Source organism: uncultured Faecalibacterium sp. (genome assembly GCF_900066275.1).
Taxonomy (GTDB): Bacteria; Bacillota; Clostridia; order Oscillospirales; family Ruminococcaceae; genus Faecalibacterium; species Faecalibacterium taiwanense.
Genome location: NZ_FMFG01000002.1, coordinates 98,538 through 116,311, shown reverse-complemented (window position 1 = coordinate 116,311; position 17,774 = coordinate 98,538). Strand labels below are relative to the sequence as shown.

Sequence of the window (17,774 nt, the reverse complement as noted above, 5' to 3'; positions counted from 1 at the left end):
TCTTATAAGCGGTCAGATTTCAGGGCATTGATCGCATCGGTGATATAAGCCGCGCCGATCAGCTGCATTCCAGGATAATCTGCCGGACTCAGATGATTCAGGCTGTGCTTCGGGATCACCGCACGTTCAAAGCCGATACGCTCTGCCTCATGCAGGCGCTGTTCCAGATTGGGTACGCTGCGCACTTCACCGCCAAGGCCGACCTCGCCAATGGCGATCAGCTTATCGCTGACGGGCCTGTCTAGCAGCGAGGAGACCATACTCAAGCAGACAGAAAGATCACAGGCAGTATCACGCAGTGCAATGCCGCCCACGATGTTGATATATACATCCAGATTTCCAAAGAAATACCCTGCACGCTTTTCCAGCACAGCGATCAGCAGATTCATGCGGTTGTAGTCGTAGCCGCTGCAGGCACGGCGCGGTGCTGGAAAATTGGTTTTGGTTGCAAGGGCCTGAATTTCGCTCAAAATGGGACGGCTGCCCTCCATGGTACAGGCCACACAGTTGCCGGAAACGCCAAGAGGACGGCCTTCCAGCAGCATCTGTGAAGGGTTTTCAATCTCAGCAAGGCCCTGCCCCGTCATATCAAACATGCCCAGCTCATTGGTGGAGCCATAACGGTTCTTGGCCGCACGCAGGATGCGGTACGGCAGCATTTTATCGCCCTCAAAGTAAAGCACCGTATCCACGATATGCTCCATGACTTTGGGGCCTGCAATGGCACCGTCCTTGTTCACATGCCCCACAATGAACATGGGGATCTCCTGCTTTTTGGCCACGGCCAGCAGGCGGGCCGCACTTTCCTTGACCTGACTTACCGTACCGGCGGAGGACGAGATATCCATGCAGCGCATCGTCTGGATGGAGTCGATGACCACGAGATCCGGCTTTTCTTTTTCGATCAGGCCGCAGATCTCGTCCACATCATTCTCCGCTGCCAGAAAAATGTTATCCTGCGGCACTTTCAGCCGGGCAGCGCGCAGCTTGACCTGCCGCACCGATTCCTCGCCAGTGATATACAAAACACTGTGCTGGTTGGAAATGGCACCGCACAGCTGCAGAAGCATAGTAGATTTGCCCACACCCGGCTCACCGCTCAAAAGCACAACGCCGCCCAGCACAATGCCGCCGCCAAGTACACGGTCCAGCTCCGAAATGCCGGTCAGAATACGGCTTTTTTCTTCGGTCATGCTGATCTCAGAAAGGCGTTTTGCGGTCAGGGTGGTCACCCCTTCCGGGCGGGCGGCTGCCGCCTGTTTGGCTGCGGCCGTACCTGCTTTGGGGGCTTCCGCTACAACGTCCTCGTTCATCGTGTTCCAGCTGCCGCAGCTTGGGCAGCGGCCCATCCAGCGGGGGCTTGTCTCGCCGCAGTTGGAACACACATATACAGTTTTCAGTTTTGGTTCCTTCATCAAAAAAAGCTCCTGTTACATTGTCTTGGCTTTATTATTCTCTATTGTAGCATATAACAAGCAAACCCGCAAGAAAAGCCCTTGCTCAAAGCCTGCTTCCAATGCTTGCAAGCGCTGCAGAAATGCCGCACAGCGGCACAAATAACGTCAGCGTCAGCAGATACTGCCGGATGAATCCATGTGGCCGGACGATCTCCCGGTCAGGCCCTGCTGCAAAAAAGGAACAGACGCGGATCTGGCTGCTCACCCGCAGAGAATCTGTGCCGAGCGTGCACAGCCCTGCAGAAGCAGCTGCCGCAGGCAGAAATGCAAGCAGCAGAAGCCACGTTTCCTTTTTCAGTGCCGTGTCGGAAAGCAGCTGCACAAACAGCGTCCCGTTTCCCAGCCCATAGAACATCGTAAACAAAAAGATCAAAACCGGCCCCAGTGCGGAAAAGCCCATCAGGAACAGAAGGGTCGCGGCCGCAGCCAGCGTAAGATATTCCATTCCGAAAAGGCTGGCCGCAGTATGTGCATCTGCAGCGGCAAACAGGCCGCGCCAGCTTTGCAGGTAATATTGCAGCCAGTCCGGCTGCTGCTTTTCGCAGAAAGCCAGAAGCACGCCAGCTGAGCCAGAGCCGATCAGAAAGGCACAGACGAGCAGCCAGCAGGTTTTCTGCCGGGTTTCCGTGTGATGTCTCTGCAGCGGTGAAGGCACTTCCGGTGCGGATCGTTCTGGCGGCAGTGTTTTCTGCGGCTGCGGCAGAAGCGCAGCTTCACCTGTGGGAAGCGGCTGCGCGGCTTCTGGCAAATGCGCTGGCGTTCCTGTTTGCTGATAGACCCACATGATCGAACCTCCTTGTTTTATTTGTTCAGCTGCGGCGCTTTTTCTCCCGGGTCACCATGCCCAGCAATCCGCCAATACTGCCGCACAGGATCAGCACAGCAAACCGCAGCAGCGGCGGCTCTTCCGTAAGCGTACCGGAAGGAACGCTGAGCACCACGAGCAATGCCGCATAAAACAGGCCCTGTACAAGCCCGCACAGCAGGCCGCGTTCCTTTTTGCAAAATGCAGCGATCCAACCGCTGCAAAGGCTCCCTGCACCAACGGCTGCTGTTGCCAGCGGCGGTGCGGCGGCACCAGAATAGCCCTGTGCTGTCATCAGCGCTGCCATTGCGGCCAGCCAGCCCGCTGTGACCATAACGCCGACTGCCCCCGCCAGCAGAAGAACCCGGAGTTCCGCCGGGAAAAGATTTTTCTCAGACATAAAAACGCGCCTCCCTGCCAGTAATCTATGCAGGAAGACGCGTTTGATATGCTCTTAATTGTTTGAAGAAAAAGCTTACTTCTTGTCAGCCTTGTCCATGTTCAGCTTTTCAACAGCGGAAATTGCAGTCTTGGTGAAGCGGATCTTCACACGGTCAGCACCGGTCTCCAGAACAAAGGTATCGTCCTTGATTGCAACAACACGGCCAATGACACCGCCAATGGTGGTGACCTGATCGCCGATCTCCAGGCTGCTGCGCATTGCGGCATCCTTCTTCTCCTGCTTCTTCTGGGGACGATAGATCATGAAGTACAGCAGAACCAGCATCAGAGCCAGTGTGAAGAACAGGCTGATGTAGCCTTCGGAAGTGGTAGTCAGAAATTGCATGGGGCAAAATCTCCTCTCAAAATTCAGATAAGCTTATTATACCTTTTTAAACGACCTGTTGCAAGGCTTATTCTCAAATTCGGGTATCCAGAAGCTTTACATATTTATCGTGGAAAGCCGTGAAGGTGCCTGCATCCAGCTCATCCCGGATACGCTCCATCAGATGGTTATAGAACCACAGGTTGTGCATGACGGCAAGGCGCATTCCCAAAATCTCCTCCGCTTTGAACAGGTGGCGGATATAGGCACGGGAATAGCTGCGGCAGACCGGACAGCCACAAGCAGGATCAATAGGGCGTTCATCGCGCTCATACTTTGCATTCTTGATGTTGATGATACCGTCCCAGGTGTTCAAGTGGCCGTGGCGTGCATTACGGCTGGGCATCACGCAGTCAAACAGATCTACGCCGCGGGCAACGGCCTCAATGATATTGCCGGGGGTGCCAACGCCCATCAGGTAGCGGATCTTATCCTTGGGCATGTGGGGCTCCACCTGACTGATCATTTCGTACATCACCTCGGTGGGCTCGCCCACAGCCAGACCGCCGATGGCGTAACCGTCCAGATCAAGATCTGCGATCTGCTTCATGTGCTCCACACGCAGATCAGCAAAGGTGCAGCCCTGATTGATGCCAAACAGCAGCTGATCGGGATTCACGGAAATGCCCTCGTGCTTCAGGCGGGCCATTTCAATCTTACAGCGTTTCAGCCAACGGGTCGTTCGTTCGCAGCTGGCCTTGGAATAATCGTGCTGTGCGGGGTTCTCTACGCACTCGTCAAAGGCCATGGCGATGGTAGAACCAAGGTTTGCCTGGATCTGCATACTCTCTTCCGGGCCCATAAAGATGCGGTGGCCGTCCAGATGGGAGGCAAAGGTCACGCCCTCTTCGGTGATCTTGCGCAGCTTTGCCAGACTGAATACCTGAAATCCACCGCTGTCGGTCAGAATGGGGCCGTTCCAGCGGGTAAATTTGTGCAGACCGCCCATATCGGCTACCAGCTTGTCGCCGGGGCGCAGATGCAGGTGGTAGGTGTTGCACAGCATGACCTGTGCGCCAATGTCTTTCAGGTCCTGAGCAGACAACCCGCCCTTGATGGCACCGGCGGTAGCCACGTTCTGAAAAGCGGGCGTCTGCACCGTGCCGTGCACGGTCTTGAACTCGCCCCGCCGGGCATCGTGTTCCTGCTTGAGCAGCTTATAGGTCGTCAAAGAAGGCATAGTTTTTGTTCCTTTCTGTGCACGGAAAACAGCCGTGCGATCTTCATGAAAAAGCCCGGGATCAGGCTCATCAACAACAGAATAGCGGGAAAAATAATCAAAGAATCAGCATCGCATCGCCAAAAGAGAAGAATCTATAACGTTCCTCCACAGCCACCTTATAGGCTGCCATGGTCTTTTCGTAGCCATACAGGGCCGACACCAGCATGATAAGGGTGCTTTCCGGCAGGTGGAAGTTGGTGATCAGGCCGTCGATGCAGTTGAACTTCACGCCTGGATACAGGAAGATAGAAGTGTTGCCGCTGCAGGCGCGAATCTCGCCGTACTTTGCGGCAACGGCTTCCAGCGTGCGGCAGCTGGTAGTGCCCACTGCGATCACACGGTGACCGGCAGCCTTGGTATCGCGGATCATCTGCGCGGTTTTTTCATCGATGCAGTACCATTCGCTGTGCATTTTGTGATCCGAGATCTCATCCTCCTGCACAGGGCGGAAGGTGCCCAGACCCACATGCAGGGTCACTTCGGCAATGTTCACGCCCTTGGCGCGGATGGTATCCATCAGTTCCGGGGTGAAGTGCAGGCCGGCCGTAGGGGCTGCAGCACTGCCAAGCTCCTTTGCGTAAACAGTCTGATACTGGCTCTGATCCTCCAGCTGCTTTGTGATGTAGGGCGGCAGAGGCATTTTGCCAAATTCGTCCAGCTTTTCATAAAGGGTCTCGGTATCGTAATAGAATGTAACGTACTTGTTGCCGTCCTCCATGGTCTCGTCTACCACGGCGGTCAGGCTGCCATCGCCAAAGCTCACTTTGGTGCCGGGCTGCATCCGCTTGCCAGGCTTTGCAAGGCACTCCCACTGGTCGCCCTTGACCTGACGCAGCAAAAGCAGCTCACACACAGCACCGGTGGGCTGCTTGACGCCCACGATGCGGGCAGGCAGGACCTTGGAATTGTTTACCACCAGCAGGTCGCCCGGCTCTAAAAATTCCGGTAGATCGTGGAAGATCTTGTGCTGGATGCTGTCGTCTTTCTGGCTCAGCACCATCAGCCGTGCAGAGTCTCTGGGGTCAGCCGGCTCCTGTGCAATGAGCTCTTTGGGTAAATCATACCAAAAATCTTTTTTTAACATAGCGTTCAATTTGCCTTTCCGATGATTGACACGGACACCGTATCAATGATATCATAAAATCTGTATAAACAGTATCTATTATATTGCATCGCTGTCCGGTTTGCAAGCCGTGAATCTATGTAATAGAAATATTTATTGAGTTCGCTTTCACGAAAGGAAAGGTGCTGGAAATGGAAAAACAGTATAAAGTGGGTATCGTAGGTGCGACTGGTATGGTCGGTCAGCGTTTTGTGACGCTGCTGGAAAATCACCCCTGGTTCAAGCTGACCGTTCTGGCTGCATCCGGCCGCAGCGCCGGCAAGACCTATGAGGAAGCTGTCGGTCCCCGCTGGGCCATGACCTCCCCCATGCCGGAAAGTGTCAAGAAGATGGTAGTTTTGGATGCATCCAAGGTGGAAGAGGTTGCTTCTCAGGTGGATTTTATCTTCTGTGCAGTCAACATGCCCAAGGATGAGATCAAGGCTCTGGAAGAGGCCTATGCAAAGGCTGAGTGCCCGGTGGTGTCCAACAACAGTGCAAACCGCTTTACCCCGGATGTGCCCATGGTGGTGCCCGAGATCAACGCCGACCACATCGAGATCATCCCCGCACAGCGCAAGCGTCTGGGCACCAAGCGCGGCTTTATTGCCGTCAAGTCCAACTGCAGCCTGCAGAGCTATGTTCCCGCCCTGCACCCGTTGATGAAGGATTTTGGTGTCAGCAAGGCTCTGGTGTGCACCTATCAGGCCATTTCCGGTGCAGGTAAGACCTTTGACCGTATGCCCGAGATCGTGGACAACGTGATCCCCTACATCGGCGGCGAGGAAGAAAAGAGCGAGCGCGAGCCGCTCAAGCTGTGGGGCCACATTGAGGGCGACCACATCGTCAACGCCGAGAAGCCCACCATCACTGCACAGTGCTTCCGCGTGCCTGTCTCCGACGGCCACACCGCTGCCGTGTTTGTAAGCTTTGAGAAGAAGCCCACCAAGGAGCAGATTTTGGAGGCATGGGCAAACTTCCGCGGCCCCGCACAGGAGCTTGACCTGCCCAGCGCACCCAAGCAGTTCCTGCATTACTTCACCGAGCCGGATCGTCCGCAGCCCAAGCTGGACCGCAACACCGAGAACGGCATGGCTGTGTGCATCGGCCGCCTGCGCGAGGACACCCTGTTTGATTACAAGTTTGCCTGCATGAGCCACAACACCCTGCGCGGTGCTGCAGGCGGCGGCGTTCTGCTGGCAGAGCTGCTGGCCGCAAAGGGCTATTTTGACTGAGTATATTTTGCGTGCAAACGCATCAAAAGGAGTTTTTAGTCTATGAAGAATCCTGTCTTTACCGGCGCGGGTGTTGCCATTATCACCCCGATGTACGAGGACGGAAGCATCAACTTTGACGAGCTGGGCCGCATTATTGAGGATCAGATCGCGCACCATACCGATGCCATCATCATCTGCGGCACCACCGGCGAGTGCTCTACTATGACCGATGAGGAGCAGCTTGCCGCCATCAAGTATACGGTGGATGTTGTCAACCACCGCGTGCCCGTCATTGCAGGCGCTGGCTCCAACGATACCGACCACGGTTGCGCACTGGCCGCAAAGTCTGCCGAATGCGGCGCAGACGCTCTGCTGATGGTGACTCCCTATTACAACAAGACCACGCAGGCTGGTCTGGTTGCTCACTTTACCGCCATGGCTGAGGCCGGAGGCATCCCGGTGATCATGTACAACGTGCCTTCCCGCACCGGCCTGAACATTGCCCCGGAGACTGCTCTGGAACTGAGCAAGCATCCTCTGATCAACGGCATCAAGGAAGCTTCCGGCAACATCTCTCAGGTAGCCAAGATCGCACAGCTGTGCGGCGACGAGCTGAACATTTATTCCGGCAACGACGATCAGGTGGTTCCCCTGCTGGCTCTGGGCGGCAAGGGCGTGATCAGCGTCGTGTCCAATGTCAAGCCGGAGCTGGTGCACAACTGCTGCAAGGCATTCTTTGACGGCGATACCGCCAAGGCGCGTCAGCTGCAGTTGGAAATGCTGCCGCTGGCTGATGCGCTGTTCTGTGAAGTGAATCCCATCCCGGTGAAGTACGCCATGAATGTGCTGGGCTGGGAAGCTGGCGAGTGCCGTCTACCTCTGGTAGAGCCGAGCGAGGCCCACAAGGAGCAGATTGAAAAGGCTCTGCGTGCAGAGGGTCTTATTACAGAATAAGTTTTTGGCTGCAAAATGCCCGGCGGAGCGCTCTGTCCGGGCATTTTGCGATATGCCGATATGAAAAACGGGCAGGAAAGGATAAAAATTATGACGGATATTGTGATTCAGGGCATCGGCGGCCGCATGGGCCATGTGCTGTGTGATATGATCGCACAGCGCGAGGACTGCCGCGTGATTGCAGGCATCGACATAAAGGATGGCGAACAGAACGGCATCCCTGTGTATGACAGCCTGGAAAAGCTGGACGGCAAGGGCGATGTGATCATCGATTTCAGCTCTCCGGCCGCTGTGGAAAAGGCTCTGCCCTACTGTGAAGCTCACAAGTTGCCCATCGTGGTGTGCACCACAGGCCTTTCGGAAGAGCTGCAGCTCAAGGTGGTGCAGCTATCCCGCACGGTGCCGGTGTTCAAGAGCGCTAATATGTCCATGGGCATCAATGTGCTGTCGGAGCTGTGCAAGCGCGCTTCGGCTATTCTGGGTGTGAACTACGATGTTGAGATCGTGGAGCAGCACCACCACAACAAGCTGGATGCACCCAGCGGCACCGCTCTGATGCTGGCCGATGCCATCAATGAGCAAAACAATGGCGAATATCATTATGTTTACGACCGTTCTTCTGTCCGCCAGAAGCGCGACCCGAAGGAAATTGGTATCAGTTCCGTGCGCGGCGGCAGCATCGTGGGTGATCACGAAGTGCTGTTCTGCGGCCCGGACGAGGTGATCACTCTCAAGCACACCGCTTACTCTCGCAATATTTTTGCAAACGGCGCTGTGAATGCAGCAGTTTACCTTGCAAAAAAGGAGCCGGGCCTGTACAATATGGGTGATATGATCGCTGCACTTTAAAAAGCCTGATTGCTCTGCTTTTGGCAGAAACATGGTGGAAGGATGTGGACGCGGATGAGCAAACAATCCCCGCAACAGCACCGGCGCAGACCGACTGCAAAACGCCGCGCCAGAAGGCAGGCTTTCTGGACAGCCGGAGCGATGCTGATCGTGTTTCTGTTCTGCCTGCCATTGCTGCCAAAGTTCTTTCTGCAGGAAAGCATACCGACGGCAGAACCGGTGAGCACGGAAAGCTCTTCTGCAGGTTCTACCACTGTATCACAGCCGGAAGAAGCAGAGCCTGCGCCAGAGCCGGAACCGCAGCCGCTGGTTCAGATTGTCCGCTTTTCTGCAACAGGAGATAATCTGATCCACGCACCCATTTATAAGCAGGCGCAGCGCCGCGCTTCCGGAGAGGAAGCTTACAGTTTCGATTACTGTTACGAACATATTGCGCCTTTTTATGCACAGCATGATGTGAACTGGATCAATCAGGAAACGCTCTGCACGGATGAATTGGAGCCATCCTCCTACCCATGCTTTTCTACGCCGGGCGATTGCGCCCGTGCGCTTTACCGAGCGGGTGTGCGGGTGTTCAGCCTGTCCAATAACCACACCTACGATAAAGGCGCTTCCGGCATTGCCGCTACCCTGCGCTTCTGGGGCAGCATGCCGGAGGACGTTGTAACAACCGGTTTGTGGAAGGGAGAAAGCGACTACGGTCATATCCCGCTGCAGACTGTCAATGGTGTAACGATCGCGTATCTTTCCTACACAGAGCATACCAATGGCATCCCGCAGAACAGCTCCATGCAGGCCAATGTGATCTATACCAGCCAGACCGATGTGATCGAGCAGCAAGTAAAAGCGGCACGTCAGCTTGCAGATTTTGTGGTGGTGGGTGTGCACTGGGGCGTAGAAAACAGCCATGCCATCGCAGATCCGCAGCGAACTCTGGCGCAAAACCTTGCAGACTGGGGTGCAGACTTGATCATTGGCACCCACCCGCATGTGCTGCAAAATGCACAGTGGCTGACTGCAGCAGACGGCAGGCAGGTGTTCACGGCCTATTCTCTGGGCAATTTTATCAGCACGCAGGAAAAGCCCGATCAGCTGGTCGGCGCAATTTTATCGGTTCAGCTTGAAAAAACGACCGAACCGGACGGCACTGTCCGTTGCAGCGTGCTCTCTCCCAGACTTCTGCCGACGGTGACCCACTATGATGCAGGCAAATCCAATGTGCGTACCTACCTGTTCCGCGATTATACCGAAGCCCTTACAAAGGCCCACGGAGTACGACAGGCGTATCCAGATTTCAGCCTGGAAATGATTCAGTCCATTGCCCGGGAAAATATCGACCCGGAGTTTTTGCAGCTTACCTGAATATTTTTGTATTGTTGAAGCCCGCCTTTCGGGCAGAACGGAGGATCCTTATGTACGGAGTATCGAAGATCAATATTGAGCCGAGCCTCATGATGATCAGTGTGCAGGATGTAGAGTTCAAGGGCAACAGCCTCGCACGTTACCTGCAGATCTTTGCAGATAACGGTGTGGTCGTAGATATGATCAGCCAGAGTGCGCCCCATGGCACCACCATCGATTTCAGCTTTACCGCTTCCAGCAGTGATCTTCCGCTGGTGATGAAGGCTATTTCCGTTGCAAATCTGGACAAGGATGCCAAGGCTTCCCCGCTGATCAGCGTGGGTTATTCCAAGCTGAACCTGTTTGGTGAAGAAATGGTCACCAGCTGCGGCGTAGCTGCCCGTGCACTGAATTCTCTGGCAATGGCCGGCATTGAAGTACTGCTTATCACCACCAGCGATCTGGATATTTCCCTGCTGGTCCACGCAGAGAATGAGGATGCAGCATACGAAGCATTGAAGAAGGCTTACGAGCTGTAAATTCTGCAAGCAAGCGAGCAATCCTCCATCAAGTGAAAAAATGCCGGTGCACTCCAAAACAGAGTACACCGGCATTTTCATGTTCAATATTTTTACAGAGTGACCTTGTGGTAGATCTTCTTGCCCTTCTTGATCACAATACCCTTTGCCAGCTGCTCAGCAGTGAAGCCAACGGTGGGAGCGGCTACCTTCTCGCCATCCACCAGAACACCGCCCTGCACGACCAGACGGCGTGCCTCGCCGTTGGATGCTGCCAGACCAGCCTTGACCATCAGGGTCAGGATACCGATGGAGCCATCGGTCAGGTCGGCATCGGTCAGCTGAGTAGAAGGCATGTGCTCGGTATCCATTGCGCTACCGCTGAACAGTGCGCGGGCAGCATTCTGGGCCTTCTCGGCCTCTTCTTTGCCATGGACCATGCTGGTCAGCTCGTAAGCCAGAATTTCCTTGGCTTCGTTCAGGCGCTGATCCTTCCATGTGCTCATCTCGTCGATCTGCTCCAGCGGCAGGAAGGTGAGCATACGAATGCACTTCATCACATCGGCATCGCCCACATTGCGCCAGTACTGGTAAAACTCGAATGGACTGGTCTTGTTGGAATCCAGCCAGACAGCATTGCCGGCAGTCTTGCCCATCTTCTTGCCCTGAGAGTCGGTCAGCAGGGTGATGGTCATAGCATAAGCGTCCTTGCCCAGCTTGCGGCGGATCAGCTCGGTGCCGCCCAGCATGTTGCTCCACTGGTCGTCGCCGCCGAACTGCATGTTGCAGCCGTAGTGCTGGAACATGTAGTAGAAGTCGTAGCTCTGCATGATCATGTAGTTGAACTCGAGGAAGGACAGGCCCTTCTCCATGCGCTGCTCGTAGCACTTGGCGCGCAGCATGTTGTTCACGGAGAAGCAGGCACCCACATCACGCAGCAGTTCCACGTAGTTCAGGTTCAGCAGCCAGTCTGCATTGTTCAGCATCAGTGCCTTACCCTCAGAGAAGTCGATGAACTTTTCCATCTGCTTTTTGAAGCATGCGGCATTGTGGGCGATATCCTCTTTGGTCAGCATCTTGCGCATGTCGGTACGGCCGGAGGGGTCGCCGATCATGGTAGTGCCGCCGCCAATCAGGGCAATAGGCTTGTTGCCTGCCATCTGCAGGCGCTTCATCAGGGTCAGGGCCATAAAGTGGCCTGCGGTCAGGCTGTCGGCAGTGCAGTCAAAGCCGATGTAAAAGGTTGCCTTGCCATTGTTGATCAGGTCGATGATCTCTTCATCAGTGATCTGGGCTACCAGGCCGCGGGCCTTGAGTTCTTCATACAGAGTCATGATTTTTTCCTCCTGTTTGTGGGCAGAGGGAAAAATAAAACACCCCCTGCCAAAAATGAATTTGGCAGAGGGCGAGAAAATTCGCGGTACCACCTCTGTTTGCCGCTTCCTCACAGAAACGACCTCACGAGTGCACACCCCAGAGTAGAGAGACACTCCTGCGTTTGTAACGCTCGCACGCGGCACAGCCTACTAACCTGAACGGCATTCAGCCTGCAGCTCCGGGAGGTACTTCCCCTGCTGCTCTGCGGCCCCTTACACCAACCGGGGTTTCTCTGGGCAGAACACTTCAAGGTACTTGTTCCCTTCATCGCCATTAACAAGGACTACTTTATCACAATGCTTCGGGCTTGTCAACCCCTTATCTGCAGCGGCTTATTTTGGCTTATTTTGCGCCAAGACCCAGCATTTCGCGGGCATTGGCACGCGAAAGCTCGGTAACGTGGTCGCCGGAGATCAGCCGGGCCAGTGCTTCCACTCTGCCCTCCTCATCCAACGGATGGATCTCGGTATAGGTGCGGTCATTGGCTACATTTTTCTGAATCAGCAGATGGCAGTCCGCCAGTGCAGCGATCTGGGCTGTATGGGTGATGCACAAGATCTGGTGGCCCTGTGCGCTCTGGCGCAGTACCTCACCAATACGCCCGGCGGCTTTGCCAGAAACACCGCTGTCGATCTCATCATAGATCACGGTAGGCACGGCATCCTTATCGGCCATTGCATTTTTGATGGCCAGCGTGATGCGGCTCAGCTCGCCGCCGGAAGCAATTTTTGCAAGGGGTTTGGGCGCCTCACCGGGGTTTGTGGAAATGTAGAACTCGATGCTGTCCTGCCCATGGCTTGCCAGCGGGCCGCGGGTATGGCGCAGTGTCATGCGCACGCCCGGCATGTTCAGAAAATCCAGCGTGCCGGAAATACGCTTGTTCAGCTCTTCAAAAGCGCGCAGGCGCGTCTGGGTCAGTGCTTCTGCCTTTTCACGGGCCAGCGCATAAAGGCGGAGCTTTTCTGCCTGCAGGTGGTCATGCCGCTCCTGTGAGGACTGGATGCGCTCCAGTTCTTCCCTTGCATTCTGTCCAAAAGCAATCACGTCTTCTACCGTATCACCATATTTGCGCTTGAGCTTGTAGATCAGATCCAGACGCTGCTCAATCTCGTCCAGCTCCGCATCGTTGGTATCATAGGAATCCAGCCGACCGATCAGATCTGCGGCAACATCCTTTGCATTGTAATACAGATCCAGCAGCTGACTGGATGCACCGGCAAGTGCATCATCCAGCTGCGCGGCAGCATCCACTGCATTGGATGCCTCGCCCAGCAGATCGACTGCGCCGGAGGCCTCGTCATCGCCCGAAAGCAATGCATAGCTCTGTGCGATCTTATCCCGGATGGCAGATGCATTGGCAAGGATCTTGCGGCGGCTTTCCAGCGCCTGTTCCTCTCCGGCGGTCAGTCCGGCATCCTCGATCTCCTGCACCTGATAGCTCAACAGATCGATCCTGCGTTGCTTTTCGGCTTCGTCGGTGATCATGGCATCCAGCTCCCGCTTGATGCGCACAAGCTCCCGGTACAGGACATAATAGTCCTGAAACTCCGCGCTGTTCTGCGCATAATCATCCAGAATGCCCAGATGTCTTGCCGGGTTCAGAAGGCCCACAGAGTCGTGCTGACCGTTGATATTGATAAGTCCTCCGCACAGCTCCCGCAGAACCGCAGCCGTTGCAGGCATTCCGTTGATGCGGCAGGTGCTTTTGCCCTCGGCTGTGATCTCGCGGCTGAGCATCAGTGCATCCGAGCGCTCGTAGCCCGCCTTCTCAAGGCTGTCCAGTACCGTACCGGGCACCTCCTCAAAGGCTGCACGGATTACCGCCTTGGAGGCCCCTGTGCGCACAAGATCCTTTGAAGTGCGGTTTCCCAGGATCGCATTGATGGAATCGATCAGGATCGACTTGCCGGCACCAGTCTCACCGGTAAGAACATTCAGGCCCGGCTTGAAATGTACTTCAGCCTTCTGGATCACAGCAACATTTTCAATTTGCAGGCTGCTCAGCATATCTTTTCTCCCGCGTTATTTTTATCCAATGTGTCTCGTCAGTTCCGAGCAGATCGTTTTTGCATCACGCTCCGACCGTGCAACGATCAGGAACGTGTCGTCGCCCGAAAGCGTGCCGACCACATTTTTCCACTGCAATGCGTCAAAAACCTCGCATGCGGCGTTGGCCATGCCAGAATAGCACTTTACCAGCACAACATGTCCGGCGTAATCTACCCCCAGCACGGATTCATGAAAGATCGTTTCAAACCTTCCCTGCGTTTTGGGGTTGAAGCTCTCGTTCCGGCTGGAGACATAGCGATACCCCTCTGCCGTGGCAGCTTTTACCAAACACAGCTCCCGGATATCGCGGGAAACGGTGGCTTGTGTTACCTCGAATCCCTCTTTGGAAAGGTGATCCAGCAGAACTTCCTGCCGGCTGATCGGGTGCTCCTGCACAAGCCGGAGAATCACCTGCTGACGTTCTCCCTTGCTTTTTACATCTTCCTTACGGCTGCGCGCCATCGTAAACTCGCCTCCCCTTTATCGTCTGCTGCGAAGCTTCTGGTCAATGGCCTGGAACTGATCTGCTTTTCCGAAGGTGATCAGCTTTACCACCTGATCGGAGAGCCTTACTTCAGCCGTTGCGCCGGCCTTGAGCGGACAGCCAGCTCTGCCATCGCAGCTGATAAACACTTCATCATCGGCCACCTGTCCCACACAGATATTCAGCTTGCGCTCCTGCGCAAACACCATGGCCGGGCTGGCCAGACTGTGCGGGCAGATAGGCGTTACAACAACGCCCTTCGTCTGGGAATCCAGGATCGGCCCGCCCGCCGCCAGCGAATACGCTGTGGAGCCGGTGGGCGTTGCAACGATCACACCGTCCCCACGGTAGTGCTCTACTAAAATATCATCGCAGTAAATGCTGAAATCGATCGCCTGCTGCAGGCGGCCCTTTGTGACCACCACGTCATTCAGGGCGTGGCCCTCCCAGCCATCGTGGCCAAGAACGCGGACATACAGCAGCATCCGGTTGTCTACGCTGAACTCTCCCCGTGCAACAGCGGAGAGCTTGGCTTCCATCTCGCTGACTTCGCAGGTAGCCAGAAAACCACAGCGTCCCAGATTGATGCCCAAGATCGGCTTTGCGTACCGGAGCGAAAGATTTGCCTCATGCAGAATGGTGCCGTCGCCGCCAATGGTCAGGATCACATCTGCCTGCTCAAGGCATTCCTCCAGCGGCAGATAAACCACTCCGGCCGTGCTGCAGCTTGTGCGCGGCTGTTCACACATCAGAACAGCTGCACCATGGTTCATTAGAATCTGCGCCGCGCGCAGTGCGATCTCGTTGGCAGAGGTCTTGCCGGGATTCGGCGAAATATAGATCGTCATGCGGGAAGCTCCTTTTTCTGGTCTGATGGCAGAGCCGCTCAGCGGTCCAGCGTGCTGTGGCTTGCCGCCACCACCTGCTCTGCAACGCTGTCGTCCAGCACGGAAGGTTCACCGCTCTTCTGCACGAACATCAGGTATTCAATGTTGCCCTCAGGTCCCTTTACCGGGCTGAAATCCAATCCGCGTACAGCAAAACCGTTTGCAGCAGCATAGCCCATGGCATTGTGCAGCACTTCACGGTGGGTAGCAGGGTCGCGCACCACACCGTTCTTGCCAACCTTTTCGCGTCCAGCTTCAAACTGCGGCTTGACCAGACAAACGCCCATGGCATCCGGCGTTGTGATTGCCTGTGCCACCGGGAAAATATGGTGCAGCGAGATAAACGAGACATCCACACTGAAAAACTCGATCTGCTCGGCAAGATCCTCCGGTTTGACATTGCGGATGTTCGTGCGCTCCATGTTCACTACGCGCTCGTCTGTGCGCAGACTCCATGCAAGCTGTCCATAGCCGACATCCACCGCATAGACCTTGACGGCACCGTTCTGCAGCATGCAATCCGTAAAGCCGCCGGTAGATGCTCCAATGTCCATGCAGACCTTGCCATTGGGTGTAAGCGGGAAACACTTCATAGCTTTTTCCAGCTTCAGGCCGCCGCGGCTGACATAGCCAATGTCGTGCCCGCGCACTTCCACCTTGGCATCTTCCTTGATCATCTCTCCGGCCTTGTCCACCTTTTGCTCATTGACAAAAACGATGCCGGACATGATCAGCGCCTTTGCGCGCTCACGGCTCTGTGTCAGACCATGCTGAACAAGATATTGGTCCAATCGAATCTTCACAGTAAATTTTCTCCTTTCGTCACGGCCATCTGCACGGCCTGTACAAGATGCGCTGCATCCAGACCGGTTGCCTGTTTGATCTGTGCCACACTGGCATGCGGAAGACACGCGTTCCGCACTGCACAATGGATAAAGCGCCCATTCCATCCGTTTTGCTGCAAAGCATATTCCAGATGTTCACCAATGCTTCCGTTTGCAATGCATTCTTCCGCAAACAGGATTATTTTATATTTCGACAGATCAGCGATCATTTTGTCTGTAAAGGGATATAGCTTTACAGCCTTTATCACATCACACACAATGCTTTTCTGCTGTAATTCACGTTCTGCCTGCAAAAGGTCGGCCAGTTCGTCGGCGTAACTCACCAGAACGATTGTTGCATCATCCGTCTTGCGCAGGAAATCATAATCTTCGCCGGTGCAGCCAAATTCCGCCAGAGCTGCATCCTGCCCACCGCGGGGATAACGAATTGCCCGTGGGCCATGGAAGCGGTCACTCAACAGCTGCTGCAGCCAGTAATTCAGTTCCTGATAATTGGAAGGCGCATACAGCGGCATTCCAAGCTGGCTCAGGAAAGCGGGATCGTAAATGCCCTGATGCGTTTCGCCATCCGCTGGGACAAAACCGGCGCGGTCGATGGCAAAAACTACATTCTCCCGCAGCAGATTTACGTCGTGGATGATCTGATCATAGGAACGCTGCAGGAAGGTGGAATAAATGCATACCACCGGCAGCATGCCCTGACTTGCAAGCCCGGCAGCAAAGGTCACAGCGTGCTGCTCTGCCATACCGACATCAAAAAAACGCTCCGGGTGGCTGTGCGCAAAAAACTGCAGGCCGGTGCCATACTTCATTGCAGCAGTGATGGCGCAGATATTCGGGTTCCGGTCGCCTTCCGTCACAAGAGCATTGCCAAATACCGTCGAGAACGATTCCTTTGGTGCCACCTCCGGGTCGGGCATTCCATCCGGATCAAATGCCGACACGCCGTGATAGTTGCCGGGGTTTACCTCGGCCGGCTGATAGCCCTTGCCCTTTTTTGTGATCACGTGCAGAAAATGTGGCCCTTGCCGGTTGCGGATGGTGCGCAGTGTGCGTTCCAGCTCTTCCACGTTGTGGCCATCCACCGGCCCGATGTACTGGAAGCCCATATCCTCGAACATGGTAGAGTGGTACATTGCCCGACGCAAAAGCGTCTTGCACTCGGTGATGTTTTTTTTCAGTGGAGCGCCTACCAGCGGTACTCCATCCAAAAAGCTGCGCACATTATCCTTGGCATCAAAATAGGCCGTGGTCGTGCGCAAATGAGTCAGATAGCGGGCAAGTGCACCGACATTTTTAGAAATGGACATTTTGTTGTCGTTCAGGATCACAAGAAGGTTGTCCAGCTGTTCAATGTTGTTCATGCCCTCGTAGACCATGCCGCCGGTAAAGGCACCATCGCCGATCACCGCGACCACAAGCCCTGCTTCATGATGCAGCTTTTTGGCCCACGCCATGCCGATCGCAAGCGAAAGCGCCGTGTTTCCGTGCCCGGCAATGAATGCATCGTGCTCACTCTCGTTCGGGTTCGGGAAACCGGAAATCCCGTCGAGCTGGCGCAGCTTATCAAACTGTCCGCGCCGACCCGTAAGGATCTTGTGTGTGTAGCACTGGTGACCGACATCAAACACGATTTTGTCCTGTGGTGTATCCAGAACACGGTGCAGCGCAACGGTAAGCTCTACCACGCCAAGGTTTGAGGCAAGATGGCCGCCCGTCTTGGAAATATTCTCCAGCAGAAACTGGCGGATCTCCGCGCACAGCTGTTTCACCTGCTGTTCATTCAGTTGCTTTAAATCTCTGGGCTGATTGATGCTGTCCAGCAGCAATGCTCCCATAAA

General features: G+C 55.1%; 17 protein-coding genes and 1 other annotated feature. Of the genes, 5 read left to right on the top strand and 12 right to left on the bottom strand.

What is annotated here, in order from left to right; translation table 11 throughout:
• Positions 1 to 2: 2 nt before the first annotated feature.
• From radA to queA, 6 genes are all read right to left on the bottom strand, one after another.
• Positions 3 to 1,415: a DNA repair protein RadA gene (gene radA / locus QZL71_RS01440; protein WP_082210849.1), complete on the bottom strand. Its 1,413-nt coding sequence runs from the start codon at positions 1,413 to 1,415 to the stop codon at positions 3 to 5.
• Between the two features lie 85 nt (positions 1,416 to 1,500).
• Positions 1,501 to 2,241: a hypothetical protein gene (locus QZL71_RS01435; RefSeq protein WP_294647444.1), complete on the bottom strand. Its 741-nt coding sequence runs from the start codon at positions 2,239 to 2,241 to the stop codon at positions 1,501 to 1,503.
• Between the two features lie 25 nt (positions 2,242 to 2,266).
• Entirely contained in the window at positions 2,267 to 2,662 is a 396-nt protein-coding gene (locus QZL71_RS01430) for a TIGR04086 family membrane protein (protein ID WP_294647442.1), read from the bottom strand.
• Between the two features lie 75 nt (positions 2,663 to 2,737).
• Positions 2,738 to 3,049: a preprotein translocase subunit YajC gene (yajC, locus tag QZL71_RS01425; RefSeq protein WP_005942086.1), complete on the bottom strand. Its 312-nt coding sequence runs from the start codon at positions 3,047 to 3,049 to the stop codon at positions 2,738 to 2,740.
• A 73-nt stretch (positions 3,050 to 3,122) separates the two neighbouring features.
• Positions 3,123 to 4,268, bottom strand: coding sequence for a tRNA guanosine(34) transglycosylase Tgt (tgt, locus tag QZL71_RS01420; RefSeq protein WP_294647441.1), 1,146 nt, complete (start codon positions 4,266 to 4,268; stop codon positions 3,123 to 3,125).
• A gap of 97 nt (positions 4,269 to 4,365) precedes the next feature.
• Complete coding sequence (gene queA, locus QZL71_RS01415; RefSeq protein ID WP_294647439.1) at positions 4,366 to 5,394, bottom strand: tRNA preQ1(34) S-adenosylmethionine ribosyltransferase-isomerase QueA; 1,029 nt, start codon at positions 5,392 to 5,394, stop codon at positions 4,366 to 4,368.
• A gap of 170 nt (positions 5,395 to 5,564) precedes the next feature.
• On the opposite strand from queA, the gene asd reads away from it, so the two are divergent.
• The 5 genes from asd (at position 5,565) to QZL71_RS01390 (ending at position 10,312) form a co-directional block, all read left to right on the top strand.
• Complete coding sequence (gene asd / locus QZL71_RS01410; protein ID WP_294647437.1) at positions 5,565 to 6,647, top strand: aspartate-semialdehyde dehydrogenase; 1,083 nt, start codon at positions 5,565 to 5,567, stop codon at positions 6,645 to 6,647.
• Positions 6,648 to 6,689: 42 nt separating this feature from the next.
• Positions 6,690 to 7,583 carry a 4-hydroxy-tetrahydrodipicolinate synthase gene (dapA, locus tag QZL71_RS01405; RefSeq protein WP_294647436.1) on the top strand — a complete coding sequence of 298 codons (894 nt, stop codon included), beginning with the start codon at positions 6,690 to 6,692 and terminating at the stop codon, positions 7,581 to 7,583.
• Positions 7,584 to 7,673: 90 nt separating this feature from the next.
• The gene (gene dapB / locus QZL71_RS01400) at positions 7,674 to 8,432 is read left to right on the top strand and encodes a 4-hydroxy-tetrahydrodipicolinate reductase (RefSeq protein WP_097775500.1); all 759 of its coding nucleotides are present in this window, start codon (positions 7,674 to 7,676) and stop codon (positions 8,430 to 8,432) included.
• Between the two features lie 54 nt (positions 8,433 to 8,486).
• Entirely contained in the window at positions 8,487 to 9,794 is a 1,308-nt protein-coding gene (locus QZL71_RS01395; protein ID WP_294647435.1) for a CapA family protein, read from the top strand.
• 50 nt (positions 9,795 to 9,844) lie between these two features.
• A complete protein-coding gene (locus QZL71_RS01390; protein WP_097775498.1) occupies positions 9,845 to 10,312 on the top strand; it encodes an ACT domain-containing protein in 468 nt (155 codons plus the stop codon).
• Positions 10,313 to 10,404: 92 nt separating this feature from the next.
• Here the strand turns inward: QZL71_RS01390 and tyrS are convergent, their stop codons facing one another.
• The 6 genes from tyrS to dxs form a co-directional block, all read right to left on the bottom strand.
• Complete coding sequence (tyrS, locus tag QZL71_RS01385) at positions 10,405 to 11,625, bottom strand: tyrosine--tRNA ligase (protein ID WP_294647434.1); 1,221 nt, start codon at positions 11,623 to 11,625, stop codon at positions 10,405 to 10,407.
• A 64-nt stretch (positions 11,626 to 11,689) separates the two neighbouring features.
• Positions 11,690 to 11,945, bottom strand: a binding site (T-box leader).
• A 65-nt stretch (positions 11,946 to 12,010) separates the two neighbouring features.
• A complete protein-coding gene (recN, locus tag QZL71_RS01380; RefSeq protein WP_005942064.1) occupies positions 12,011 to 13,675 on the bottom strand; it encodes a DNA repair protein RecN in 1,665 nt (554 codons plus the stop codon).
• A 21-nt stretch (positions 13,676 to 13,696) separates the two neighbouring features.
• Positions 13,697 to 14,179 (bottom strand): arginine repressor, encoded by a 483-nt coding sequence (locus tag QZL71_RS01375; protein WP_005942062.1) that lies wholly within the window; start codon positions 14,177 to 14,179, stop codon positions 13,697 to 13,699.
• Positions 14,180 to 14,197: 18 nt separating this feature from the next.
• Positions 14,198 to 15,049: an NAD(+)/NADH kinase gene (locus QZL71_RS01370; RefSeq protein WP_005942060.1), complete on the bottom strand. Its 852-nt coding sequence runs from the start codon at positions 15,047 to 15,049 to the stop codon at positions 14,198 to 14,200.
• A 38-nt stretch (positions 15,050 to 15,087) separates the two neighbouring features.
• Positions 15,088 to 15,891: a TlyA family RNA methyltransferase gene (locus QZL71_RS01365; protein WP_005942058.1), complete on the bottom strand. Its 804-nt coding sequence runs from the start codon at positions 15,889 to 15,891 to the stop codon at positions 15,088 to 15,090.
• Positions 15,888 to 17,771, bottom strand: a complete 1,884-nt coding sequence (dxs, locus tag QZL71_RS01360; RefSeq protein ID WP_294647432.1) for a 1-deoxy-D-xylulose-5-phosphate synthase — start codon at positions 17,769 to 17,771, stop codon at positions 15,888 to 15,890. The genes QZL71_RS01365 and dxs overlap by 4 nt, the downstream gene beginning before the upstream one ends.
• Positions 17,772 to 17,774 lie beyond the last annotated feature (3 nt).